Source organism: Pseudomonas sp. LS2P72, assembly GCF_054897865.1.
Genome location: NZ_CM142708.1, coordinates 5,970,153 through 5,996,217 on the forward strand (window position 1 = coordinate 5,970,153; position 26,065 = coordinate 5,996,217).

23 protein-coding genes are annotated in these 26,065 nt (G+C 57.8%); 16 read left to right on the forward strand and 7 right to left on the reverse strand.

Going from position 1 to position 26,065, the window contains the following annotated elements:
* Positions 1-63 precede the first annotated feature (63 nt).
* Both ACYZUA_RS27460 and kdgD read right to left on the reverse strand, forming a co-directional pair.
* Entirely contained in the window at positions 64-1,509 is a 1,446-nt protein-coding gene (locus ACYZUA_RS27460; protein WP_461961363.1) for an aldehyde dehydrogenase family protein, read from the reverse strand.
* A gap of 75 nt (positions 1,510-1,584) precedes the next feature.
* Positions 1,585-2,496, reverse strand: a complete 912-nt coding sequence (gene kdgD, locus ACYZUA_RS27465) for a 5-dehydro-4-deoxyglucarate dehydratase (protein ID WP_064679746.1) — start codon at positions 2,494-2,496, stop codon at positions 1,585-1,587.
* Positions 2,497-2,733: 237 nt separating this feature from the next.
* Between kdgD and ACYZUA_RS27470 the strand changes: the two genes are divergently transcribed.
* The 5 genes from ACYZUA_RS27470 to ACYZUA_RS27490 all read left to right on the forward strand — a co-directional run bounded on the left by ACYZUA_RS27470 (position 2,734) and on the right by ACYZUA_RS27490 (position 6,664).
* Positions 2,734-4,050 (forward strand): phospholipase, encoded by a 1,317-nt coding sequence (locus ACYZUA_RS27470; protein ID WP_461961364.1) that lies wholly within the window; start codon positions 2,734-2,736, stop codon positions 4,048-4,050.
* A gap of 14 nt (positions 4,051-4,064) precedes the next feature.
* A complete protein-coding gene (locus ACYZUA_RS27475; RefSeq protein WP_461961365.1) occupies positions 4,065-4,256 on the forward strand; it encodes a hypothetical protein in 192 nt (63 codons plus the stop codon).
* 90 nt (positions 4,257-4,346) lie between these two features.
* Positions 4,347-5,603: an IS256 family transposase gene (locus tag ACYZUA_RS27480; protein ID WP_240890573.1), complete on the forward strand. Its 1,257-nt coding sequence runs from the start codon at positions 4,347-4,349 to the stop codon at positions 5,601-5,603.
* A 241-nt stretch (positions 5,604-5,844) separates the two neighbouring features.
* Positions 5,845-6,198 carry a hypothetical protein gene (locus tag ACYZUA_RS27485; protein WP_461961366.1) on the forward strand — a complete coding sequence of 118 codons (354 nt, stop codon included), beginning with the start codon at positions 5,845-5,847 and terminating at the stop codon, positions 6,196-6,198.
* Between the two features lie 256 nt (positions 6,199-6,454).
* Complete coding sequence (locus ACYZUA_RS27490; protein WP_347803553.1) at positions 6,455-6,664, forward strand: hypothetical protein; 210 nt, start codon at positions 6,455-6,457, stop codon at positions 6,662-6,664.
* Here ACYZUA_RS27490 and ACYZUA_RS27495 read toward each other — a convergent pair.
* Together ACYZUA_RS27495 and ACYZUA_RS27500 are read right to left on the reverse strand one after the other, a co-directional pair.
* A complete protein-coding gene (locus ACYZUA_RS27495) occupies positions 6,661-7,410 on the reverse strand; it encodes a FadR/GntR family transcriptional regulator (protein ID WP_046045828.1) in 750 nt (249 codons plus the stop codon). The genes ACYZUA_RS27490 and ACYZUA_RS27495 overlap by 4 nt on opposite strands.
* 176 nt (positions 7,411-7,586) lie before the next feature.
* Complete coding sequence (locus tag ACYZUA_RS27500; RefSeq protein ID WP_461961367.1) at positions 7,587-9,314, reverse strand: ABC transporter ATP-binding protein/permease; 1,728 nt, start codon at positions 9,312-9,314, stop codon at positions 7,587-7,589.
* A gap of 264 nt (positions 9,315-9,578) precedes the next feature.
* On the opposite strand from ACYZUA_RS27500, the gene ACYZUA_RS27505 reads away from it, so the two are divergent.
* A complete protein-coding gene (locus ACYZUA_RS27505; protein ID WP_461961368.1) occupies positions 9,579-9,914 on the forward strand; it encodes a hypothetical protein in 336 nt (111 codons plus the stop codon).
* Positions 9,915-9,984: 70 nt separating this feature from the next.
* On the opposite strand, the gene ACYZUA_RS27510 is transcribed toward ACYZUA_RS27505, so the two are convergent.
* Together ACYZUA_RS27510 and ACYZUA_RS27515 are read right to left on the reverse strand one after the other, a co-directional pair.
* Positions 9,985-10,551: a response regulator transcription factor gene (locus tag ACYZUA_RS27510; protein ID WP_008148925.1), complete on the reverse strand. Its 567-nt coding sequence runs from the start codon at positions 10,549-10,551 to the stop codon at positions 9,985-9,987.
* Positions 10,544-11,806: an ATP-binding protein gene (locus ACYZUA_RS27515; RefSeq protein ID WP_095129467.1), complete on the reverse strand. Its 1,263-nt coding sequence runs from the start codon at positions 11,804-11,806 to the stop codon at positions 10,544-10,546. The genes ACYZUA_RS27510 and ACYZUA_RS27515 overlap by 8 nt, the downstream gene beginning before the upstream one ends.
* 344 nt (positions 11,807-12,150) lie before the next feature.
* On the opposite strand from ACYZUA_RS27515, the gene ACYZUA_RS27520 reads away from it, so the two are divergent.
* The 10 genes from ACYZUA_RS27520 (at position 12,151) to ACYZUA_RS27565 (ending at position 25,599) form a co-directional block, all read left to right on the forward strand.
* Positions 12,151-12,867, forward strand: a complete 717-nt coding sequence (locus ACYZUA_RS27520; RefSeq protein ID WP_461961369.1) for an SIMPL domain-containing protein — start codon at positions 12,151-12,153, stop codon at positions 12,865-12,867.
* Positions 12,868-12,962: 95 nt separating this feature from the next.
* On the forward strand, positions 12,963-14,219 hold the full coding sequence (locus tag ACYZUA_RS27525) for an IS256 family transposase (protein WP_240890573.1): 1,257 nt from the start codon (positions 12,963-12,965) through the stop codon (positions 14,217-14,219).
* A 607-nt stretch (positions 14,220-14,826) separates the two neighbouring features.
* Positions 14,827-16,452 carry an ABC transporter substrate-binding protein gene (locus tag ACYZUA_RS27530; RefSeq protein ID WP_461961370.1) on the forward strand — a complete coding sequence of 542 codons (1,626 nt, stop codon included), beginning with the start codon at positions 14,827-14,829 and terminating at the stop codon, positions 16,450-16,452.
* A gap of 308 nt (positions 16,453-16,760) precedes the next feature.
* The gene (locus ACYZUA_RS27535; protein WP_461961371.1) at positions 16,761-18,362 is read left to right on the forward strand and encodes an ABC transporter substrate-binding protein; all 1,602 of its coding nucleotides are present in this window, start codon (positions 16,761-16,763) and stop codon (positions 18,360-18,362) included.
* Between the two features lie 175 nt (positions 18,363-18,537).
* A complete protein-coding gene (locus ACYZUA_RS27540) occupies positions 18,538-19,956 on the forward strand; it encodes an OprD family porin (RefSeq protein WP_461961372.1) in 1,419 nt (472 codons plus the stop codon).
* An 80-nt stretch (positions 19,957-20,036) separates the two neighbouring features.
* On the forward strand, positions 20,037-21,632 hold the full coding sequence (locus ACYZUA_RS27545; protein ID WP_461961373.1) for an ABC transporter substrate-binding protein: 1,596 nt from the start codon (positions 20,037-20,039) through the stop codon (positions 21,630-21,632).
* Between the two features lie 72 nt (positions 21,633-21,704).
* Complete coding sequence (locus ACYZUA_RS27550) at positions 21,705-22,715, forward strand: ABC transporter permease subunit (RefSeq protein ID WP_027924494.1); 1,011 nt, start codon at positions 21,705-21,707, stop codon at positions 22,713-22,715.
* A gap of 13 nt (positions 22,716-22,728) precedes the next feature.
* Complete coding sequence (locus tag ACYZUA_RS27555; RefSeq protein ID WP_461964138.1) at positions 22,729-23,640, forward strand: ABC transporter permease subunit; 912 nt, start codon at positions 22,729-22,731, stop codon at positions 23,638-23,640.
* A gap of 10 nt (positions 23,641-23,650) precedes the next feature.
* Positions 23,651-24,619 (forward strand): ABC transporter ATP-binding protein, encoded by a 969-nt coding sequence (locus ACYZUA_RS27560; RefSeq protein ID WP_223429887.1) that lies wholly within the window; start codon positions 23,651-23,653, stop codon positions 24,617-24,619.
* On the forward strand, positions 24,619-25,599 hold the full coding sequence (locus ACYZUA_RS27565; protein ID WP_046045819.1) for a peptide ABC transporter ATP-binding protein: 981 nt from the start codon (positions 24,619-24,621) through the stop codon (positions 25,597-25,599). The genes ACYZUA_RS27560 and ACYZUA_RS27565 overlap by 1 nt, the downstream gene beginning before the upstream one ends.
* 174 nt (positions 25,600-25,773) lie before the next feature.
* On the opposite strand, the gene ACYZUA_RS27570 is transcribed toward ACYZUA_RS27565, so the two are convergent.
* Positions 25,774-26,028: a hypothetical protein gene (locus ACYZUA_RS27570; RefSeq protein ID WP_461961374.1), complete on the reverse strand. Its 255-nt coding sequence runs from the start codon at positions 26,026-26,028 to the stop codon at positions 25,774-25,776.
* Positions 26,029-26,065 lie beyond the last annotated feature (37 nt).

Here is a 26,065-nt window from a genome sequence, read left to right on the forward strand (position 1 = left end):
GCAGTGTCAGTTTCAACGCGGTGATGCTATCGCGAGCAGGCTCGCTCCCACAGGGTATTGCGTTTACGAACCGATGTAAGAGGTCTTCACCACGGTGTAGAACTCTTGCGCGTAGCGACCTTGCTCGCGAGATCCATAGGATGAACCTTTACGCCCACCGAATGGAACGTGGTAATCCACGCCCGCCGTCGGCAGGTTGACCATCACCATCCCGGCCTGGGAGTGGCGCTTGAAGTGGTTGGCATACTTCAACGACGTGGTGGCGATGCCCGCCGACAGACCGAATTCGGTGTCGTTGGCCATGGCCAGCGCGGCCTCGTAATCCGCTACGCGAACCACGTTGGCCACCGGGCCGAAGATCTCTTCGCGGCTGATGCGCATCGACGCTTCGCTGTCGGCAAACAGGGTTGGCGCGAGGTAATAGCCTTCGGTATCGCAGGTCACCAGACCACCGCCGCTGACCAGACGTGCACCTTCGGACTGGCCGATGTCGATGTACTTCATGTCCTGTTCAAGCTGCGCTTGCGAGACGACCGGACCGATGTCGGTGCCGGCTTTCAGCGCGTGACCGACCTTGATCGACTTCATGCGCTCAGCCACGGCTTCAACGAACTTGTCGTGAATCCCGGCGGTGACGATGAAACGGCTGGACGCCGTGCAACGCTGGCCGGTGGAGTAGAACGCGCTCTGTACCGACAGCTCGACCGCTTGCTTGAGGTCGGCGTCGTCGAGAATGATCTGCGGGTTCTTGCCACCCATTTCCAACTGAACCTTGGCCTGGCGCGACACACAGTTGACCGCGATCTGACGACCGACACCCACGGAACCGGTGAAGCTGATACCGTCGACTTTCGGGCTCTGCACCAGCGCATCGCCAACCACTCGGCCGCTGCCCATCACCAGGTTGAACACGCCGGCCGGGAAGCCTGCGCGGGAGATGATTTCGGCCAGCGCCCAGGCGCAACCCGGTACCAGATCGGCCGGTTTCAGCACGACGCAGTTGCCGTAGGCCAGGGCCGGGGCGATTTTCCACGCAGGGATCGCGATCGGGAAGTTCCATGGTGTGATCAGACCGACCACGCCCAGCGCTTCGCGAGTCACTTCGACGTTCACACCCGGACGCACCGACGGCAGATAGTCGCCGGACAGACGCAGGCATTCACCGGCGAAGAACTTGAAGATGTTACCGGCGCGGGTCACTTCGCCGATGGCTTCAGGCAGGGTCTTGCCCTCTTCACGGGCCAGTAAGGTGCCGAGTTCTTCGCGGCGGGCGAGGATTTCTGTGCCGACTTTATCCAGCGAATCGTGACGCGCCTGAATGCCCGACGTGGACCAGGCCGGGAACGCTGCACGGGCGGCGTCGATGGCGGCGTGAACCTGAGCGAGATCAGCCTTGGCGTACTCGCCGATGGTATCGGTCAGTTCGGACGGGTTGATGTTGTTGGAGTAATCGCTACCCGCAACCCATTCACCGTTTATGTAGTTATCAAAACGCTTTGCATCTGTCACCGGCTGCCCCTCAAAACAAATAGACCTTACGCAAAAGGCCGCTGAATACTCAGCGGCCTTGTTTAATCGGATGTGTTACTGCGCACCTTGCTTGTCGATCAGCGCGGCCAGAGCTTCGTACTCTTCTGGCAGCAGATCGGTCAGCGGCGCACGCACAGGACCTGCGTCATAGCCGGCAATTTTTGCCCCGGCCTTGACGATGCTCACCGCGTAGCCCGCTTTGCGGTTACGGATGTCCAGGTACGGCAGGAAGAAGTCGTCGATGATCTTGCCGACGGTGGCGTGATCTTCGCGGGCAATGGCGTGGTAGAAATCCATCGCGGTTTTCGGGATGAAGTTGAACACCGCCGAGGAGTAAACCGGTACGCCCAATGCCTTGTAGGCGGCGGCGTAGACTTCGGCGGTCGGCAAACCGCCCAGGTAGCTGAAACGATCGCCGAGGCGGCGACGGATCGACACCATCAACTCGATATCGCCCAGGCCATCCTTGTAGCCGATCAGATTCGGGCAACGCTCGGCCAGACGTTCCAGCAGCGGCGCGGTCAGGCGGCAGACGTTGCGGTTGTAAACCACCACGCCGATTTTCACCGATTTGCACACGGCTTCAACATGAGCGGCAACGCCGTCCTGGCTGGCTTCGGTCAGGTAGTGCGGCAGCAGCAACAGGCCTTTGGCCCCCAGACGCTCGGCTTCCTGTGCGTATTCAATGGCTTGACGAGTCGAACCGCCAACGCCAGCCAGAATCGGCACGCTGGTTTCGCAGGTGTCGACGGCAGTCTTGATGATTTCCGAATATTCGCTGGCCGCCAGAGAGAAGAACTCACCGGTGCCGCCCGCGGCGAACAATGCCGAGGCACCGTATGGGGCCAGCCATTCGAGACGTTTGATATAGCCCGCGCGATGGAAATCGCCCTGAGCATTGAAATCGGTAACCGGGAAAGACAACAGACCGGAAGAGAGGATGGACTTCAGTTCTTGTGGATTCATTATTCGAACACCCTGGATAGCGACGTATGTGTGTGAGGAAACCGTTCAGCTTTCGCCGAAGTTGTAGGTCATCGTACAACTTAAATAATAACCGTCAACTGCATTTCATCGCCAACCGCAGAATTTGAGTCGGAAAAGTATTTCCTTGACGTAGGAAATTTCTCATCTATGATTCGGATAACTGTATATCTATACAGTTGTTTTTAATCGTACCGACGACATATCAAGGAGATAGAAATGTCAGGTCTACACGCACAACCGAAGGAAAAACCGAAACAGGTCATTGCCGAGCTGGATGATCTTTTTACCGAGCATGGCATTCCTCTGATCGGGGATAACCCACACGTGGTCTTGCAGATTGCTGATCATCACAACGCTGCATCAGCCATTCCGGCGTCGCTACCCACAGCCTCCGGTAAAGCCCTGAAAGGCAAGCCACAGCTGAGGTTCGAGGGTGGCGAACACACCGCCATCGGCGACAGTACCCTGCTGCGTTTCGTCAAGGATGCACCCGCGATCCCGGCTTCTCAGGTTGAGCTGCATTTGCCCAATGGGCTGGCGCTGACCTATGGCCAGGTCATTGCGCTGGGGGGTGATTTCTATGGAATTCCCGATCAACCGATCAGCGAAGGCGCAACAACCGCAGACCGAATCCAGCGGTTTACCAATGCCTTCAACTCGCTGGCCGTGCTGCCGGCCTCTAATGCCGAAGCCAAGCTGATCCTTGCCGTGATGCAAAAGGAAATCGCCGCGATCAAGCAGGCGATCAAGGACGGTAAACAACCTCACGAGGCTTACGACGCCCTCGGTGATACGTTGTCGGAAGAGTGGAACAAAATCACCGGCGGCGGCAGTGTCGTCTCGGCGCTGTTCCCCTTTGGCCGCTACCTGAAACTGGCCGCCAACAATGCCGATCACTTCGCCGAATGGGCGCTGTTGGCCTATATCGCCGGGCACACCGTGGCGGTGCAACACGCGGTGCTCGCCCACGCCAGTGGCGATGAAAAGCAGTTGGAGCTGGCCTATGCGATGAACGCTTTTGCCGATCACTACCTGACCGACCTGTTTTCCGCCGGCCATCTGCGAGTGCCGCGCAAGCAATTGGCAGCGGTGGTTACACCCAGCGATCTGGGTTCGTTGATCACGCGCTTCATGCACGACGAAGACAGCAAGTTCGGCCTCAACGTGCGCAATGGCAACGGCGATCAATGGCGCGCGTATGGGGACAAGCGCTACTTCGACGCCATCGACAGCGCCAATCGCACCCAGGTCAATCAGGCGGTTCAGGTGTCTGCGGATGAGGTGTTCGCGGCTTATCTCAGTGGAATCGCCCCGTCGGCCGGCAGCTTTGCTGCGTTGAAAAAACTGCCTGATCTTCAAGCAGTGCTCAACCCGACGGGGAATTTCTCGCCGTTGTTCAAGGTCGAGGGCAACAAGGTGCTGCGGCGCAAGGACGTCAACAACCTGAACGACACCGCCACCGTGGATGACTGGTGGGGCTGGAGCACTTATTTGCTGCTCAAGGATTACAAACCCACTGGCAACGTTGCCTGATAAGGAGATCGATGATGACTATCAAATTGAAACTGGAATTGGCCTCGGGGCAATCGCTGAAGGGGGCGCCGTTGGAGTTGTTGGCTGATGGCAATCCGGTTGCCAAAGCGGTGGTGGATGAGTTTGGGGAAGTGGCGTTCGATGCCAAGCCCAAGGCAGTAAAACTGGCGGTGCGAGTGGATCGGGGGATTTTGGAGAGCGTCTGAAAGATTGATTGAAGGCTACTGGCCCGAGGGTGTAATTAGTTTTGTGTAAACGGTCATTTGGCAGGAGACTGCCTACCCCAAGGAAATCCAATGACCGAGCCAAAACCCAAGCGCGCCAAACGAGTCAAGCCTGATCCTGAACTGGTTAAACTGGCCGACAGTCTGCTGGCCAACTACAAAAAGCCCGAAGATCTGATCGGCGAAAACGGCCTGCTCAAACAGCTCACCAAGATGCTGGTGGAGCGGGCCCTTGAAACCGAGATGACCGAACACTTGGGGCACGACAAAAGCGCAGCGATCACCAACACCGCCGCCAATGCGCGCAACGGTCACAGCGGTAAAACCCTGAAGGGCGACTTCGGCGAACTGCCGCTCGACATCCCTCGCGACCGGCAGGCGTCCTTCGAGCCGCAGTTGGTGGCCAAGCATCAAACCCGCTGGACGGGCTTCGATGACAAAGTCATCTCTCTCTACGCTCGCGGTTTGAGTGTCAGAGAAATCCAGGCTCACTTACAGGAAATGTACGGCACAGAGGTCTCTCCCAGCCTGATCTCGGCGATTACCGACGCGGTGAGTGACGAGGTCAAGCTGTGGCAAGCCAGACCACTGGACGCGCTGTACCCGATCCTCTATCTGGACTGCATTCACGTCAAAGTGCGTGACGCTGGCGCCGTGCGCAACAAGGCGGTTTACCTGGCTATCGGCGTCAATATGGCCGGTCACAAGGAAGTGCTGGGTCTGTGGATCGCTCAAACCGAAGGCGCGAAGTTCTGGCTGCAAGTGGTGACCGAACTCAAGAATCGGGGCGTGCAGGACATCTTCATCGCCTGCGTGGACGGTCTCAAAGGTTTCCCTGAAGCCATTGAAGCCGTCTACCCAAAAGCCGTCGTTCAGCTGTGCATCGTGCACATGGTGCGCAACAGCTTGAACTTCGTGTCGTGGAAAAAGCAGCGAGAGGTGGCGGCTGATCTCAAACTGATTTACACCTCGGCAACCGCCGAATTGGCCGAACAACGACTCTGCGAATTTGAAGCCAAATGGGATGCCGAGTACCAGTCGATCAGCCTGTCATGGCGGCGAAACTGGGCTCGGGTGATCCCGTTTTTTGACTATCCAGCCGAAATTCGCAAGGTGATTTACACCACCAATGCCATCGAATCGATCAACATGAGCCTGCGCAAAGTGATCAAAACGCGCGCCTCATTTCCGACCGATGACGCGGTGATGAAACTGTTTTATCTGGCGCTGAACAACATCAGCAAGAAGTGGACGATGCCGATCCGGGACTGGAAAGCGGCCTTGAATCGCTTCAGTATCCAGTTCGAAGATCGGCTGTTAACGGTTTAATAAAAATCCCGTTTACACAAAATCTAGGACACCCTCACTGGCCCGCGATGGCGATCTATCAGCCAACAAATTACTCAGTCCATCTCACCTACCATTCGTCGGCACTGTAATTTCTGACAGTAGCCGAACAACTGTCGCTACGGCCTAAATGGTTCCGGGGCTAACAGACCGGCCCCGCCAGCGAAGCGTTCCAGTTCGCGCCTGTCAAACGGTTTGATTGATTGTTAAAAGGATTTTGATCATGACTGCACAAATGAAAACCTTGCCTGTACCGATGCTTCCAGACGCCGTTGGCGACGTTCTTTACGTTCACAACCTGCCAGACCCCACACCTGGTGTGGTTCCCCAATATCCGAATGCAACTCAAGGAGATGCAGTCGAACTTAAGGTACGCACCTCTACGGGAAATACCTGGCAGGGACGCCACGTGCTGACAGCTGTGGATGTTGGAACACCTATCACTTTCTTGATTAAGAAAGAGATCTTTGAAAAAGGTCTGGTCGCAGGTGCCACTGCCGATCTGCATTACACAGTGACTAGCGCATCCAGTACCCCGGTCCAATCCCCGGGGCTAAAAGTTCGCCTGGAACGCTAAACAGCAATCAGCGCTGCGCCTCAGCCTCTTCATGCGCATGGCGCAGCCGGCTCCCGGTATTGGTCAGGTGCAACAGCATCGACTGACCCGGTGCCAGGAGTTTGTCTAAAACTGGATCATTCGCTTATCAAATGTGCGATTGAATGGGTGTTCTTTTGCTTCAGACCGTTCGTCGTAAATGGCAGTTCTTACAGTATCGTTAACTGAGGGGTTGCTCCTGGTTTGAGCGACCTCATTAGGTAAGCAGGAGTAGAGCGTGAACATTACCTATACGTTGAAGCATCCCATCGGCAAACGTCAGAACTTCATGTTCGACGGCATTATTTATGCGACGGACGTACTGCAATTCGAAGGTCTCGATGAGCAGTACATCGTCACCAAAAGAACGTTGACCATCCCTTTCGAAATCGATCAACCGATCGAACGCGTCACACTTGAAACCGAGCTTTATAAACCTAAGCCTTAACCCCGCTGCGCCTCCGCCTCTTCATGGGCATGGCGCAGCCGCTCGCGGCTATTCGTCAGATGCAACCGCATCGCCGCCCGCGCCGCATCCGAATCCTGGCGAGCAATCGCGTCGTAAATCTCTTCGTGCTCTCGGCTCAGACGATTCATGTAGTGCTGCTGATCGTCGTGGGCCAAGCGCGCGGAGTTGAGGCGTGTACGCGGAATGATGCTGGTGCCCAGGTGGGTCATGATGTCTGTGAAATAGCGGTTGCCTGTCGCCAGGGCGATTTGCAGGTGGAACTGGAAGTCGGACGCCACGGCATCGCTGGCATGGGAAACACTTTCATTCAACGCGTCCAGCGCCGCGCGCATCAACGCCAGCTGCTCGGGGCTGCGGCGTTGCGCGGCAAGGCCGGCAGATTCCACTTCGAGGCTGATGCGCAGTTCCAGAATCGCCAGCACGTCACGCAGCGTGACCACGGTCGCCGGGTCGATACGGAAACCGCTCGGGCTCGGGGTGTCGAGCACGAAGGTGCCGATGCCGTGGCGGGTTTCAACCTGCCCCGCCGCCTGCAAACGGGAAATCGCTTCGCGCACCACGGTGCGGCTGACGCCATGGGCATCCATGATCGCCGACTCGGTGGGCAACTTGTCGCCACGTTTGAGGTGACCGTCGCGGATCTGCTCGGACAGCACCGTCACCAGTTCCTGAGCGAGGCTGCGGCGCTTGCGAGGGAGGCGTGGTGCGTCGATCGGGTTTTCCATGGTGAACGCTTTCTCGGAAGTTGCGGCTGAAACCGCATCATAGCTCAACGCGGTTGTACGATCACCTAACCCCTGTAGGAGCATGGCTTGCCCGCGATGAACGATGACGCAGTTCTTCAGATGAGCCGCGTAAAGGCTATCGCGAGCAAGCTATGCTCCTACAGGGTTTGCGGTGTTTATGCGGTCACGGTTTGATCCACCAGATGCCCATTCTCGATTCGTACATGCCGTGGATGGAACCGCTTCAGGCTGCTGCGATGCCCGACGCTGACAATGCTCAATCCCGGAATCTCATCGATCAAGGTCTGATACAGCGACGCTTCGTCCTCCTCGTCCATCGCCGAAGTCGCTTCGTCCATGTACAGCCATTGCGGTGCGTAAAGCAGCGCACGAGCGAAGGCCAGACGTTGCTGCTCACCCGGCGACAACATGCGCTGCCAGTGATTGGCTTCGTCCAGACGGGCAACGAGATGCGGCAAACGGCAGGCTTCCAGCACATGAACGTAGCGTTCATGCGGATACGTATCGCCAGACTGTGGATAACTCAGCGCTTCACGCAGGCTGCCAATCGGCAGATACGGTTTTTGCGGCAGGAACAGATAACGCCCCGTCGGCAGACGAATACTGCCGTGGCCAGCCGGCCAAAGGTGCCCCATCGCTCGAAACAGCGTGGATTTACCGCTGCCGGAGCGACCGCTGAGCATGACGCGTTCACCCTCCTCCACGGTCATGTCGGCGTTGCTCAGCAAGTGGCGACCGTCGGCCAGATCGAGGCCAAGGTTATGCACCTTCAACGCCGCCCCCGAATTCTGTACATCAATCGCCGGCGCACGCTCTTCGTTGTCGGTCATGGCCTGGCGGAAACTCAGCAGACGATCACAGGTGGCGCGCCATTCGGCAAGGTCCTGGTACGCCGTGATGAACCAACTGAAGTTGTCCTGGACGTTAGCGAACGCCGAGTTGATTTGCATCAGCTCACCCAGCTCGATCTTGCCAGTGAAGTAACGCGGCGCGGCGACCATGAACGGGAAGATAACGGCGATCTGCTCATAACCGGAAGTAAAGAAGGTCAGGCGCTTGGACACTTTCATGATGTCCCAGTAGTTGTGCCAGACCATCCCGAAACGGCTGCTCAAGCGGCGGTTCTCATTAGGCTCGCCGTTGTACAGCGCAATGCTTTCGGCATTCTCGCGAATCCGAACCATGGAGAAACGCAGGTCGGCTTCGAAACGTTGCTGGTTGTTGTTGAGGCCGATCAGGCGGCGGCCAATCAAATGCGTCAGCCAACTGGCGACGGCGGCGTAAACCAGCGCGCACCAGAACATGTAACCGGGAATCGTGAAACCAAATACTTCGATACTGCCGGACACGCCCCACAGGATGATCGAGAACGATACGAGGCTGACGATGTTGCGAATCAACCCGAGCCCCAGGCCCAACGTGTTGGTGGTGAATTTATTAAGGTCTTCGGAAATCCGCTGGTCCGGGTTATCGGTGTAACCGCCCTGCTCCAGCTGGTAGTAATTCTTGTTGTCGAGCCAGCGGGTGAAGTGTTTCTCGGTCAGCCAGGCCCGCCAGCGAATCGTCAGCATCTGCGTCAGGTAGAGCCGGTACACCGCGCCGAGAATGGCCACCGCCGCAATGCCGCAGAAATACAGGATCAACTGCCAGAACGCTGCCTCGTCCTTCTTTTGCAGGGCGTTGTAAAAATCCTTGTACCAACTGTTGACCCACACCGAAATCGCCACGCTGAACAACGACAGCGCGATCACGGCGATCAGCAACGTCCAGGCCTTGCCCTTCTCTTCGCTGCGCCAGTACGGCGTGATCATGTCCCACACCCGGCGGAAAAACTGCCCGCGTACAGCATCATTGACCGCGGAATATTCAGCGTTCTGATTCATGGATAAGGCTCGATATAGAAAAGAACAGACACGAACCGATCATAGATGATCGGCTTGTGTTGTAACGCTGTGTGACAACAATTGTTCAGGGGCGGTTCAGCGTTGAGGCCCTCTTGACAAGCAATCCCCAATCGGTTGCCGCCGGTCGCCACTGTCAGATATGACAGTAGATAGGCAGCGATATCTCGCGCCTACTCATCGCAACCCGTCGCCATGACGTGCGCCAGGCAATCTGGTTAAAACGCATACAAAGGAGCTATTCCGATGGACAATACAACCAATACTCAAAAAGCGATTCCAACGGCGTCAGACATAAACAATGGAGCGTTCTTCCTCAGTGGATTAGGTGAAACCACAGAGATCAGAATTAGCAACGGGGGTGTATTTCCACCCGGTGCTGAATACAAATTTCAAGCCGTTTTTCTAGGGACTGACAAGAAGTGGGACAGTGGCTACAAATCAACGAATGCATTAACGGCCGACTTGCCTGTCAACGAAATGCGCCCGCACATCCATCGAGAAGTCGAAATCAAGTTCTACACGAAATCCGAAGGCGTAGAACACCCCTCTGATCCATTGATCGTCCGGATCTTGCCGTAGAGGCATAAAGGGGCGAATAAACGACACTCCATTAGTGTGGTTTATTCGCCACTCCCTCAAAAAACTATAGTCAACGTCGAACCGGACGCTTCTGCAATTTGCGCTGCAACGTACGACGGTGCATGCCCAGGGCGCGGGCGGTAGCGGAAATATTGCCTTCGTGCTCAGTCAGCACCCGTTGAATGTGTTCCCACTGCAGGCGATCCACCGACATCGGGTTTTCCGGTACCAGCGTGTCGAGGTCGGCGTGCTCGGAGAGCAGCGCGGCCAACACGTCATCGGCGTCCGCCGGTTTGCACAGGTAATTGCAGGCGCCGCGCTTGATCGCCTCGACGGCGGTGGCGATGCTCGAGTAACCGGTGAGGATCACCACGCGCATTTCCGGGTCCAGCTCAAGCAGCTTGGGCAACAGCACCAGGCCGGAATCGCCGTCCATTTTCAGGTCCAGCGCGGCATAGTCCGGCAGATCGGCCTGAGCGATGGTCAGGCCTTCTTCGGCGGAACCGGCGGTGCTGACGCGAAAGCCGCGGCGGGCCATGGCACGGGCCATCACCCGGGTAAACGTTGCGTCGTCGTCGACCAGCAGCAAATGCGGCAGTTCTTCGCCTTCGCCTTCGACTTGGATCTCGTCACTCATGTTCGTCTCCTCGGGCGACACGGGGCAGGCGCAGCTCGGTGAGCGTGCCGCCTTCCTCATGACTGTAGAGTTTCACTGAGCCGCCGGCGCGTGTCACGCTGGCCTTGCTCAAAAACAGGCCCAGGCCGAAACCTTTGCCCTTGGTGGTAAAAAACGGTTTGCCGATCTGCTCGGCGATGGCCAGCGGCACACCGGCGCCGTGGTCGCGGATGCTGATGGTCAAGTCCTCGGCATTCCAGTCCAGCGTCACTTGCAACCCTTCGGGGCAAGCGTCGGCGGCGTTGTTGAGCAAATTCAGCAGCGCCTGGGTCAGGTCCGGTGGCGGCGCCATGCGCGGCACGGTGCCTTGGCCCAAGCGCTGGAAGCGGTAACTGGCTTCCGGGCGCATCAGGTGCCAGCGGTTCAGGGCTTCGTCGAGCCAATCGGTGACGTCCTGCATTTCCACGGCCAATCGACGATTGGCCTCGGCGGCGCGCACCAGTTGCTGCAAGGTTTCCTTGCAGAGTTTGACCTGATCCTGCAGCACGCTCAGGTCGTCCTGCAACATCGGGTCGTGGTGATCCTGACGCATTTCCTTGAGCAACACACTCATGGTCGCCAGCGGCGTGCCCAGTTCGTGGGCCGCACCGGCGGCCTGAGTGGCGACGGCCAGCAGTTGCTGATCGCGCAGGCCCTCTTCACGACGGATGGCGCGCAGTTCTTCCTGACGGCGCAGCTCCTCGGCCATGCGTGCGGCGAAGAAGGTGATGACCGCCGCGGCCAGGGCGAAACTCAGCCACATCCCGTAAACCTGCAGGTTTTCCCGAGCGATCGGGAAGGTTTGCAGCGGATAGAAGCGGGCCAGCAGCAGGGTGTACATCGTCAACGCGATACCGGACAGAATCACCGAATAACGCCACGGCAACGTCACGGCGGCGATGGTCAGCGGCACCAGGTAATAAGAGACGAAGGGGTTGGTCGAACCGCCGGAGAAGTACAGCAAGGCACTGTGGATAAACAGGTCGCAGGCCAGTTGCACGGCGTATTCGAGTTCAGTAACCGGCCAAGAGGTGCGCAAGCGAATGGCCGTGAACGCGCACAGCAACATCGAGCAACCGAGGGTCGCTGCCAGTTGGAACCAGGGCAGCGGCAGTAAGTCGAGCCAGTAGGCCAGGCCCACGGAACCGGCCTGAGCGGCCAACACCAATGTGCGGATGAACGTCAGCCGCCAGAGATTCTGGCGAGTTGCGGAAGTGATTTGAACGGGGGCGAGCATGAGCTCTCCTGATGAGCGCTCCAGGCGGATCGCACGGAGTATAACCAAGCACGGGGGCTGGCAGGCAAAAGTGCGGCAAACGGCCACAGGCGGGGACGTTACTCGGCGCCTGCCAGATCGCCATCGCGGGCAAGCCTTGCTCCTACAGGTTTGCGTCGTGCACACATCTTCTGCACACCCGTCACCTGTAGGAGCAAGGCTTGCCCGCGATTGGCTGGGAAGCAGCCACCTGCGATCGATCTGTATAGAAGTTGTAACTGTGCGAACCGGATCATAAAAGCTAGAGTCTGATGGTTTCACGCAGGCTCGGACCTTAACCCCTGCGCACCGTCCAAGGAGTTTTCATGCACAGTTTCAGCCGCAGCGCCGCCCTTCTTGCCCTTAGCGTTGGCACCGTCGCCAGCCTCCCGGCCCTGGCCGCCGACGAACTTCATTACAACCAGATCGCCCTGCGTGCCGAAGTCAGTCAGGAAGTCGCCCGCGACCTGATGATCGTGACTCTCTACACCGAAGAACAAAACACCGACCCGGCCAAACTCGCCGCCGACATCAGCACCACCATGAACAAAGCGCTGGCCCAGGCCAAACAGGTCAAGGAAGTCACCCTGCGCCAGGGCAGCCGCAACAGCTACCCGATCTACGACACCAAGGGCCAGAAAATCACCGGCTGGCGTGAACGCGCCGAATTGCGCCTGGAAAGCTCCGACTTCGCGGCGCTGTCGAAACTGACCGGCGAACTGCTCACCGACCTGAAAATGGGCGGCATGGACTTCGCCATCGCCACCCCAACCCGCAAGGCCAGCGAAGATGCGCTGCTTAAAGAAGCCGTCAGCGCCTTCAAGGCCCGCGCGCAACTAGCGACCGATGCATTGGGCGGCAAGGGTTACAAAATCGTTAACCTGAACTTGAATAGCAACGGCTATCCACAACCGTACATGCGTGGGCCGATGATGATGAAAGCGGCGAGCATGGACTCGGCACCGGTGACGCCTGAGGTTGAGGCAGGGACCAGCCAGGTCAGCATGACGGCGGATGGTTCGATTGAAGTGTTGATGCCTTGATTCGATAACCCGTACACAAAAACGGCGATCGAGGGTGTAATTAGTTTTGTGTAAACGGTCATTTGGCAGGAGACTGCCTACCCCAAGGAAATCCAATGACCGAGCCAAAACCCAAGCGCGCCAAACGAGTCAAGCCTGATCCTGAACTGGTTAAACTGGCCGACAGTCTGCTGGCCAACTACAAAAAGCCCGAAGATCTGATCGGCGAAAACGGCCTGCTCAAACAGCTCACCAAGATGCTGGTGGAGCGGGCCCTTGAAACCGAGATGACCGAACACTTGGGGCACGACAAAAGCGCAGCGATCACCAACACCGCCGCCAATGCGCGCAACGGTCACAGCGGTAAAACCCTGAAGGGCGACTTCGGCGAACTGCCGCTCGACATCCCTCGCGACCGGCAGGCGTCCTTCGAGCCGCAGTTGGTGGCCAAGCATCAAACCCGCTGGACGGGCTTCGATGACAAAGTCATCTCTCTCTACGCTCGCGGTTTGAGTGTCAGAGAAATCCAGGCTCACTTACAGGAAATGTACGGCACAGAGGTCTCTCCCAGCCTGATCTCGGCGATTACCGACGCGGTGAGTGACGAGGTCAAGCTGTGGCAAGCCAGACCACTGGACGCGCTGTACCCGATCCTCTATCTGGACTGCATTCACGTCAAAGTGCGTGACGCTGGCGCCGTGCGCAACAAGGCGGTTTACCTGGCTATCGGCGTCAATATGGCCGGTCACAAGGAAGTGCTGGGTCTGTGGATCGCTCAAACCGAAGGCGCGAAGTTCTGGCTGCAAGTGGTGACCGAACTCAAGAATCGGGGCGTGCAGGACATCTTCATCGCCTGCGTGGACGGTCTCAAAGGTTTCCCTGAAGCCATTGAAGCCGTCTACCCAAAAGCCGTCGTTCAGCTGTGCATCGTGCACATGGTGCGCAACAGCTTGAACTTCGTGTCGTGGAAAAAGCAGCGAGAGGTGGCGGCTGATCTCAAACTGATTTACACCTCGGCAACCGCCGAATTGGCCGAACAACGACTCTGCGAATTTGAAGCCAAATGGGATGCCGAGTACCAGTCGATCAGCCTGTCATGGCGGCGAAACTGGGCTCGGGTGATCCCGTTTTTTGACTATCCAGCCGAAATTCGCAAGGTGATTTACACCACCAATGCCATCGAATCGATCAACATGAGCCTGCGCAAAGTGATCAAAACGCGCGCCTCATTTCCGACCGATGACGCGGTGATGAAACTGTTTTATCTGGCGCTGAACAACATCAGCAAGAAGTGGACGATGCCGATCCGGGACTGGAAAGCGGCCTTGAATCGCTTCAGTATCCAGTTCGAAGATCGGCTGTTAACGGTTTAATAAAAATCCCGTTTACACAAAATCTAGGACACCCTCCGGCGATCACCGAGTGATCGCCGTTTCTATTGCCTTATCAAACGCTCAACACCTGGAAAAAAGTCAAAAGCGCTACCGGACGCAGCAAAGGTTGCACCTCAGGTACTACCAACACGCCCCTGCAGCCCCCACCAAATCCTGAAGCCAAGCATCACCCACAGATGTCCACTGACAAACAGTAACGGAACAATCTGCCCCCACAGACACAACAACCCCTTAAACAACAAACACCTACCTACCAAACCAAAACTCAATCTCACTCACGCCCGCCCTCCCCGTTCACACCCCTCATTGATGGGTATAAATAAGTAACACCGCGCTCCAATCGGGTGCGCAAAACGTCCAGATCGCCCCGCGCAGGTGCGCCATATGCACTGAAAAAAACCTGCGCAAACGGTCAAATGCGCATGAATTTATACAAATGCGACATTAAGGTACGTTCGTGCCACTGTTTAAGGCTTGTGGCCGCTCCGGATCTTGCAATGGGTATGGCCCCTGCATAAGTATCCGCAGGCACGACTCACGAGGTCGTCCTCTAATTCCAAAAATGACAACAAATCATGAGGCCACCATGCTTAAACACGCGGTCATTCCGTTTTTAGTCGGCGCCAGCTTATTAGCTGCCGCACCTTTCGCCCAAGCGGCGACTAACCTGGTGTTTTGCTCCGAAGGGAGCCCGGCCGGTTTTGATCCTGGTCAGTACACCACCGGAACCGACTTCGACGCCTCTGCAGAAACCATGTTCAACCGTCTGACTCAGTTCGAGCGCGGCGGCACCGCCGTCGTTCCTGGTCTGGCGACAAAATGGGACATCTCCGATGATGGCCTGACTTACACCTTCCACCTGCGTGAAGGCGTCAAGTTCCACACCACCCCGTACTTCAAGCCGACTCGCGAGTTCAACGCCGACGACGTGCTGTTCACCTTTAATCGCATGGTTAACAAGGATGATCCGTTCCGTAAGGCGTACCCAACCGAATTCCCGTACTTCACCGACATGGGGATGGACACCAACATCACCAAGATCGATAAAGTCGACGACAAAACTGTCAAGTTCACCCTGAAAGAAGTCGACGCCGCGTTCATCCAGAACATGGCCATGAGCTTCGCCTCGGTCCAGTCTGCCGAGTACGCTGCCCAGCTGCTCAAGGAAGGCAAACCCGCCGACATCAACCAGAAGCCGGTCGGCACTGGCCCGTTCGTGTTCAAGAGCTACCAGAAAGACTCCAACATCCGCTACACCGGGAACAAGGACTACTGGAAGCCTGACGACGTCAAGATCGACAACCTGATCTTCGCCATCACCACCGACCCGTCGGTACGTATTCAGAAGCTGAAGAAGAACGAGTGCCAGATCACTCTGTTCCCACGTCCGGCCGACCTGAAGGCTCTTCAGGAAGACAAGACTCTGAAAGTGCCTGACCAGGCTGGTTTCAACCTGGGTTACATCGCCTACAACGTGATGGACAAGATCAAGGGCAGCGATCAGCCGAACCCTATGGCCCAACTGAAAGTGCGTCAGGCACTGGACATGGCCGTCAACAAACAGCAGATCATCGACTCGGTTTACCAGGGTGCAGGTCAACTGGCCGTCAACGCCATGCCGCCAACCCAGTGGTCTTACGACACCACCATCAAGGATGCGCCGTACAACCCTGAGAAAGCCAAAGAGCTGCTCAAGGAAGCCGGCATCAAGGAAGGCACCGAGATCAACCTGTGGGCGATGCCGGTGCAGCGTCCGTACAACCCGAACGCCAAGCTGATGGCTGAAATGCTGCAGTCCGACTGGGCCAAGGTCGGTATCAAGGCCAAGATCGTGACCTACGAGTGGGGCGAGTACATCAAGCGCTCCAAAGGCGGCGAAAACGGCGCGATGCTGATTGGCTGGAGCGGCGACAACGGTGACCCGGACAACTGGCTGAACGTGCTGTTCGGCTGCGACTCCCTGGAGGGCAACAACTTCTCCAAGTGGTGCGACAAGAAGTTCGACGGCATCGTCAAAGAAGCCAAGCGCACGACCGATCAGTCCAAGCGCACCGAACTGTACAAGCAGGCGCAACACGTCCTCAAAGATGCCGTTCCAATGACACCTATCGCTCACTCGACGGTGTTCCAACCCATGCGCGACAACGTGCAGGACTTCAAGATCAGCCCGTTTGGCTTGAACTCCTTCTACGGCGTCAGCGTCAGCAAATAAGGTTTTGCAGCGGCGACGTTTTTAACGTCGCCGTTGCTTTATCTGCCGAGAAAGTAGGAAACAACCTACATCCAATTCCGCTGAGTATTACAGCAGCGGTGCCGGACGCGTTGCCTTTTCCTACGAGTCTTTAGGACTCTACGTATTTACTGCCAGACCCACGGCTCATACCGTCGGGATCTGACCAGTTTATGCGTGGGCTCTCGGTTTTTGCTGCCAGTCATGGCTTGAGATCAATGATGCCTCCATGTCCCCGGACGAGGCGGCGGTCATTGAAAAACACTTAGAGAAAGAGAAAAGGGAGCGTCATGCGCCATACCTTGGTTTTATCCGCATTGCTGGGCACCGGCCTGCTGGCCGCCACTTCCATCAGCCAGGCCGCCAATAACAGCCTGGTGTTCTGCTCCGAAGGCAGCCCTGCTGGCTTCGACACCGCGCAGTACACGACCGCAACTGACAATGACGCCGCCGAGCCGTTGTACAACCGGCTGGCAGAGTTCGAAAAAGGCGCCACCAACGTCGTACCTGGCCTGGCCACTCGCTGGGATATTTCCGAGGACGGCCTCAAGTACACTTTTCACCTGCGCGAAGGGGTGAAATTTCACACCACCAAATACTTCACGCCGACCCGTGATTTCAACGCCGATGACGTGCTGTTCACGTTCAATCGCATGCTCGATCCGCAGCAACCTTTCCGTAAGGCTTATCCGACCGAGTTCCCGTATTTCAACGGGATGAGCCTGAACAAGAACATCGCAAAGGTCGAGAAGACCGGGCCGCTGACCGTGGTCATGACGCTCAACAGCGTGGACGCCGCGTTCATCCAGAACATCGCCATGAGCTTCGCCGCCATCCTGTCCGCCGAATACGCCGACAAATTGCTGGCCGACGGCAAGCCGAGCGACATCAACCAGAAGCCGATCGGCACCGGGCCGTTCGTGTTCAAGAGCTACCAGAAAGATTCCAACATCCGCTACACCGGCAACCAGCAGTACTGGGACCCGAGCCGGGTCAAGCTTGAAAACCTGATTTTCGCCATCAACACCGATGCTTCGGTGCGGGTGCAGAAGCTCAAGGCCAACGAGTGCCAGATCACCCTGCACCCACGCCCTGCCGACGTGACTGCGCTGAAGAACGACCCAACGCTCAAGCTTATCGAGAAGCCCGGTTTCAACCTCGGTTACATCGCCTACAACGTGCGCCACAAGCCTTTCGACCAGCTCGAAGTGCGCCAGGCGCTGGACATGGCGGTGAACAAGCAAGGCATTCTCAACGCCGTCTATCAAGGTGCCGGTCAACTGGCGGTCAACGCCATGCCACCGACCCAATGGTCCTACGACGAGACCATCAAAGACGCCGCCTACAACCCGGAAAAAGCCAAGGAATTGCTCAAGGCTGCCGGCGTGAAGGAAGGCACTGAAATTACTCTCTGGGCCATGCCGGTCCAGCGCCCTTACAACCCGAACGCCAAGTTGATGGCCGAAATGCTCCAGGCCGACTGGGCAAAAATCGGCCTCAACGTGAAGATCGTCAGCTACGAATGGGGCGAGTACATCAAGCGTACCAAGAATGGCGAGCACGACGTCAGCCTGATCGGCTGGACCGGTGACAACGGGGACCCGGACAACTGGCTCGGCACGCTTTACAGCTGCGACGCCATTGGCGGCAACAACTACTCCATGTGGTGTGATCCGGCTTACGACAAGCTGATCAAGCAGGCCAAGGTCGTTACCGACCGAGACCAGCGCACCGTGCTCTACAAACAGGCGCAGCAGTACCTCAAACAGCAGGTGCCGATTACGCCAGTTGCCCACTCGACGGTTAACCAGCCGTTGAGCGCCAAAATCGAAGGATTCAAGGTGAGTCCTTTCGGTCGTAACGTGTTCTCGGGCGTCAGCATAGAAAAATAACCGATTAGCCAAAAACGCTGGGGGCGGATTCCGCCCTCACGCAAGCGTATTGCCGTAATTCGTCAATCCGGCCCACAGCAAACGTTTGCGATGCCTTGTATGTGTTCGAAACCAAATAGCCGGATCACCAAAAAAGACCGGCATTAAAAAAAAGAAAAAAAAGGAGCTTCACCCCATGAAACTGAGCAGCACCGCGATATTGGCCCTGGCCATCAGCAGCGTAACCGCCTCGGCGTACGCAGAAACCCAAAGCCAGGCGTACACCCCGGTTACCGTGAAAGAAAAGAGCGCCCAAAGCGAAGCCACCGGCTTTGTCGAAGGCCAATCGATCACCGGTTCCACGCGTAACTGGTATGCAAATGAGTCGTTCAAGCGGGGCGCGACGCTCAACTATCGTAAAAATGGTGAGACTCGTACGACTGACCGTCGTATCAACTGGGTGCAAGGCACTATCATCAAGTACAACTCGGGCTTCACCGAGGGCACTGTAGGTTTCAGCACCGAAGTGGCTGCCTACAACGCAATTGCTCTGGACCGTGATCGCAAAGACCTCGCGTCCGGTAACGGTGGTGCTCCTGAGCCAGGTCGGGGCGGCCGTGGTAACAACCGTACTTTGACTGAAAATGGCGGTGACGCCGTTGATCAGTGGAGCAAACTGGGCCTGGCCAACGTCAAGGCTCGCGTCTCCAACACCACATTGACTGCCGGTCGCCAGAATTTCAGCAGTCCGCAAGTGGATGTCATCGGTAACCGTCCCCTGCCTTCGAGCTTCGAAGGTGTGAGCCTGCACAGCGAAGAGCTGGAAAACCTGTCCTTCGACCTCGGCACCTTCGACCGTAACTCGCCGCGTACCGAACAGAGCCAGCGCAAGTTCCGTTCCGAATACGGCGACGGTACCGCTGAAGCCGATCACGTCAACACCGCCGGTATCACCTACACGCCGTTCGCCAGCCTGACCACCAGCCTCTGGGGCACCCAGGCTGAAGACCTGTGGAACCAGTACTACTTCGGCGCCAGCCACGTGTTGGGCGACAGCTCGGTACTGAGCCTGACCACCGGCCTGAACTACTACAAGACCGTCGACGAAGGCAAAAAGCTGTTGGGCGAAATCGACAACGACACCTACTCCCTGTCCTTCGGCCTGACTCACCAGGCCCACAGCCTGACCTTCTCGTATCAGGAAGTGAACGGTAACGAGTACTTCGACTACCTGCACGAAACCAACGGCATCTACCTGGCCAACTCCTTGCTGTCGGACTTCAACGGCCCGAACGAGAAATCCTTCCAGATCGCCTACGGCCTGAACATGGCTGAATACGGCGTTCCAGGCCTGAAGTTCAACATTTACCAGGCTCGCGGTTGGGGCATCGACGGTACTCACTATGCCGGCGGCGGTTACGACGGCGTGCAGTCGATGGACGGCGAGAACCACTATGAATACGGTATCGGTACTTCGTACGCCGTGCAGAGCGGCCCGCTCAAGGCCACCACTGTTCGCGCGACCTACACCGCTCACCGCGCCAGTGAAAACCAGGCGGATGGCAGCCTCAACGAGTTCCGTCTCGTGACCACCATCCCGTTCAACATTCTGTAATGCACCTGCCTAACGGCTGATTCAGTGACGAATCGGCCGTTCGGCTTTTGTCCTTCTAACCGATTGCAGAGGGTTCTTTGATGAAAATGCTTCCCCTACGTGCGGCCATCGCTGCCGCGTTGCTGAGTGTCGCTGTTGGCGTCTCGGCCAAACCCCTGGTGGTCTGCACCGAAGCCAGTCCGGAAGGCTTCGATATGGTCCAGTACACGACTGCAGTCACAGCCGATGCGGTGGCCGAAACCATCTTCAATCGTCTGGCGGACTTCAAGCCCGGCACCACTGAAGTGATTCCGGCACTGGCCGACTCCTGGGACATCAGCGAAGACGGTCTGACCTACACGTTCCACCTGCGCAAAGGCGTCAAGTTCCACACCACCGAATACTTCAAGCCGACCCGCGACATGAACGCCGACGACGTGGTCTGGAGCTTCCAGCGTCAGCTGGACCCGAATCACCCGTGGCACAAACTGTCAATCGTGGGCTTCCCGTACTTTGAAAGCATGGGCTTCAAGGAACTGCTCAAAAGTGTCGAGAAGATCGACGACAACACCGTCACCTTCACCCTGACCCGCCGCGAAGCGCCGTTCCTGGCCGACATCGCCATGGCCTTCTCCTCGATCTACTCCGCCGAGTATGCCGACCAGCTGCTCAAGGCCAACAAGACCGGCGACCTGAACAACAAGCCTGTCGGCACCGGCCCATTCGTTTTCCAGCGTTACAACAAGGACGCTCAAGTCCGCTTCAAGGCCAACCCGGATTACTTCCGTGGCAAGCCACCGGCTGATTCGCTGATCCTGGCCATCGCCACCGACAACAATGTGCGCCTGCAAAAACTGAAAGCCAACGAGTGCCAGATTGCGCTGTATCCGAAACCGGACGACATCCCGAGCATCAAGAAAGACGCCAAACTGAGTGTCGACGAAATGAACGCGATGACGGTCTCGTACATCGCCATGAACACCTCGCACAAGTACATGAGCGACGTGCGCGTACGTAAAGCCATCGATATCGCCTTCGACAAGGCCGCATACGTCAACGCGCTGTTTGGCAAAGGCAATGCGACCGTAGCGGTCAATCCATACCCGGACACCCTGCTGGGCTACAACCACGACCTGAAAAATCCGCCGCGTGACCTGGACAAGGCTCGCGCCTTGCTCAAGGAAGCCGGCGTACCGGAAGGCACTACGTTTACCCTGTTCACCCGTAACGGCGGCGGTCCAACCAACCCGAACCCGATGCTCGGCGCGCAGATGATGCAGGCTGACCTGGCCAAGGTCGGGATCCATATCGATATTCGCGTCATGGAATGGGGCGAAATGCTCAAGCGTGCAAAAAACGGTGAGCACGACATGGTGTCTGCCGGATGGGCGGGCGATAACGGCGACCCGGATAACTTCCTGACGCCTATGCTCAGTTGCGAGGCCGCCAAAAACGGCGAAAACTACGCACGCTGGTGCAATGAAAAGTTCCAGGCCCTGATCGACCAGGCCCGCGAAAAAACCGACCCGGCCGAACGTGCAGCGCTGTACGAACAGGCTCTGGTTATTTTTAACCAGGACCAGCCATGGATCAGCATGGCGCACACCCGTATGTTCACCGCAATGCGTAACAACGTAGAGGGCTATCAGATTAGCCCGCTCACCACTAATAACTTCGCCACCACCCAGGTGAAGTAGATAAGAAACTACCGGCATTCCTGACCCAGGAATGCCGGGCACGCCTAACCGGCTGATGAGGTACACCACAAGATGTTTAGTTTTATTGCCCGCCGATTGGGGTTATTGATCCCCACGTTCTTCGGCATCACCTTGCTGACTTTCGCGTTGATTCGCATGATTCCAGGCGACCCCGTGGAAGTAATGATGGGCGAACGTCGAGTCGACCCCGAAATGCATGCTCAGGCAATGGAACGCCTGGGGCTGAACAAACCTCTGTATGCCCAATACCTGGATTACGTTGGCAAACTGGCCCACGGCGACCTTGGTGAATCCCTGCGTACCCGTGAAAGTGTCTGGAGCGAATTCACTTCTCTATTCCCCGCGACCCTGGAACTGTCCATGGCCGCCCTGTTGTTCGCCGGCATCCTGGGCCTGCTGGCCGGGGTGATCGCGGCACTCAAGCGAGGATCCCTGTTCGACCATGGGGTGATGGGCATCTCCCTGGCGGGATACTCGATGCCGATCTTCTGGTGGGGCCTGATCCTGATCATGTTCTTCTCGGTGAGCCTGGGCTGGACACCGGTATCCGGGCGGATCGACCTGCTCTACGACATCGAGCCGCGCACCGGTTTCATGCTGATCGACACGCTGCTGGCCGATGACGTCGGGGCGTTCTTCGATGCCCTGCATCACCTGATCCTGCCGGCCATTGTGCTCGGCACCATTCCGCTAGCGGTGATCGCGCGGATGACCCGCTCTTCGATGCTCGAAGTGCTGCGTGAAGACTACATCCGTACCGCTCGCGCCAAAGGCCTGTCGCCGTCGCGCGTGGTATTCGTGCACGGTCTGCGTAACGCGCTGATTCCGGTACTGACCGTGGTCGGCCTGCAAGTCGGCACATTGCTGGCCGGTGCGGTCCTGACCGAAACCATCTTCTCCTGGCCCGGCATCGGCAAATGGCTGATCGAAGCCATTGGCGCACGGGACTATCCCGTGGTGCAGAACGGCATCCTGTTAATCGCCTGCCTGGTGATTCTGGTCAACTTCGTAGTGGACATCCTCTACGGCTTTGCCAACCCACGCATTCGCCATCAGCGCTGAGATCATCATGACCATGTCCACTTCAATTCCAGCGGTAGCAGTCGATCAAAGCCTGCTGTATCCGTCTCCGTACAAAGAATTCTGGCAAGCGTTCTCCAAGAACAAAGGCGCCGTCGCCGGCCTGATGTTCATGCTGCTGGTGATTTTCTGTGCCCTGTTCGCCCCTTGGGTAGCACCGCATAACCCGAGCGAGCAGTACCGCGACTTCCTGCTGACCCCGCCGTCCTGGCTGGAAGGTGGGCAAATCCAGTTCCTGCTCGGCACCGATGAACTGGGTCGCGACCTGCTGTCGCGGCTGATCCACGGTTCGCGCCTGTCCCTGCTGATCGGTTTGTCGTCGGTGGTGATGTCGCTGATTCCGGGCATCCTTTTGGGTCTGTTCGCCGGGTTCTTCCCGCGCTTGCTCGGCCCGACCATCATGCGTCTGATGGACATCATGCTGGCCCTGCCGTCCCTGCTGCTGGCGGTGGCGATTGTCGCCATCCTCGGCCCTGGCCTGATCAACACCATTATTGCCATCGCCGTGGTTTCGTTGCCGTCCTATGTTCGTCTGACCCGCGCCGCGGTGATGGGCGAACTGAACCGCGACTACGTGACCGCCGCGCGCCTGGCCGGTGCCAATCTGCCACGCCTGATGTTCGTCACCGTGCTGCCCAACTGCATGGCGCCGCTGATCGTTCAGGCCACCTTGAGTTTCTCCTCGGCGATCCTCGATGCCGCGGCACTGGGCTTCCTCGGCCTTGGCGTACAACCGCCAACTCCTGAGTGGGGCACCATGCTGGCTTCGGCTCGCGACTACATCGAACGCGCCTGGTGGGTGGTAAGTCTGCCTGGTTTGACCATTTTGCTCAGCGTGCTGGCAATCAACTTGATGGGCGACGGCCTGCGCGATGCGCTGGACCCGAAACTCAAGAACGCCGCCTGAGGAGATTCAAATGTCACTGTTAGAAATCAAGAATCTCAACGTTCGCTTCGGCGACAAGAACGCCGTTCCGGTGGTCGACGGTCTCGACATTACCGTGGACAAGGGCGAAGTGTTGGCCATCGTTGGCGAATCGGGTTCCGGCAAGTCCGTGACCATGATGGCGCTGATGGGCCTGATCGAACACCCGGGGATCGTCACCGCCGACGCCCTGAATTTCGACGGCAAGAACATGCTCAAGCTGAGCAACCGTCAGCGTCGGCAGATTGTCGGCAAAGACCTGGCCATGGTCTTCCAGGACCCGATGACCGCACTGAACCCGAGTTACACCGTCGGTTTCCAGATCGAAGAAGTGCTGCGCCTGCACCTGAAAATGTCCGGCAAGCAAGCGCGCGCACGCGCCATCGAACTGCTGGAAAAAGTTGAAATCCCGGGCGCCGCCAGCCGTATGAATGCTTACCCGCATCAACTGTCCGGTGGCATGAGCCAGCGTGTTGCGATCGCCATGGCGATTGCCGGCGAACCGAAACTGCTGATCGCCGACGAACCGACCACGGCACTGGACGTAACAATTCAGGCGCAGATCATGGACCTGCTGTTGGCCCTGCAGAAAGAGCAGAACATGGGCCTGGTGCTGATCACCCACGACCTCGCGGTCGTGGCCGAAACCGCTCAGCGCGTGTGCGTGATGTACGCCGGCCAAGCGGTCGAAGTGGGTCAGGTGCCTCAGCTGTTCGACATTCCGGCGCACCCGTACAGCGAAGCGTTGCTCAAGGCGATTCCGGAACACAGCCTGGGCGCCACCCGCCTGGCCACGCTGCCGGGCATCGTTCCCGGTCGTTATGACCGCCCGCAGGGTTGCCTGCTGTCGCCGCGTTGCCCGTACGTGCAGGATACCTGCCGTCAGCAACGTCCAACCCTTGACCCGAAAAGCAACAGCCTCGCCCGCTGCTTCTACCCGCTGAATCAGGAGGTGGCGTAATGGCCGTCGTACTTACCGCCCGCGACCTGACCCGTCACTACGAAGTGTCCCGCGGCCTGTTCAAGGGCCATGCGACCGTGCGTGCCCTGAACGGTGTGTCGTTCGAACTGGAAGCCGGCAAGACCCTCGCTGTCGTCGGCGAATCGGGCTGCGGCAAATCCACCCTGGCCCGTGCCCTGACGCTGATCGAAGAGCCATCCTCCGGCTCCTTGAAAATCGCCGGGCAGGAAGTCACCGGTGCCGACAAGGCTCAGCGCAAGCAACTGCGTAAAGACGTGCAGATGGTGTTCCAGAGCCCTTACGCGTCGTTGAACCCACGGCAAAAAGTCGGTGACCAGCTCGGCGAGCCGCTGCTGATCAACACCAACCTTTCCGCCGCCGAACGTCGCGAGAAAGTGCAGGCGATGATGAAGCAGGTGGGCTTGCGTCCCGAGCACTACCAGCGTTATCCGCACATGTTCTCCGGCGGTCAGCGCCAGCGGATCGCCCTGGCCCGCGCGATGATGTTGCAGCCTAAAGTGCTGGTCGCGGATGAACCGACCTCGGCGCTGGACGTGTCGATTCAGGCGCAGGTGCTGAACCTGTTCATGGACTTGCAGCAAGAGTTCAACACCGCTTACGTGTTCATCTCCCACAACCTGGCGGTGGTGCAACACGTCGCCGATGACGTGATGGTGATGTACCTCGGTCGCCCGGTGGAAATGGGTCCGAAAAACGACATCTATGAGCGTCCTCTGCACCCGTACACCCAGGCGTTGCTGTCGGCCACCCCGACCATTCACCCGGATCCGAACAAGCCGAAAATCAAGATCGTCGGCGAATTGCCCAACCCGCTGAACCCGCCGTCCGGCTGCGCGTTCCACAAGCGCTGCCCGTACGCGACCGAGCGCTGCAGCACTGAAGAGCCGGCCCTGCGCCTGCTCGACAGCCGCCAGGTGGCTTGCCATTACGCCGAGCAATTCCTCGACGGCGCGGCGTAACAAAATGTGGGAGCGAGCCTGCTCGCGAAAGCAGTCTTTCAGTCGACATTGGTGGTGACTGATAAAACGCCTTCGCGAGCAGGCTCGCTCCCACAGGGATATCTGAGCTGGTCAATAACCTCTTCTGCCCCGGCTGCGCATCAGTCCGGCAGGAGGGTTTTTTTTGTCCGTCATTTACGTCTGGCTGTCGCCTTCATCATCGTCGCTGCCGGGCTCTTCGGTGGTCGAATCGTCATCGCCCTCGCTACCACCCTGCCCTTTGTCTCCAGGTTCGGATTCCGATTTGGCGATCATCATGCCACTGTGCGCCACCGGCCCACTCGAAGCCTGCTCTCCGTGATCCTCGCACTCGGCCCGCGCCGCCGACATACCAACGGACAGCATCACCAAAACCTTAAGCAACAGCACAATGCGTTGAAAAATGCTCATAGCCGATTCCATCCTTTCTTGAGTGGTGCATGGGGTG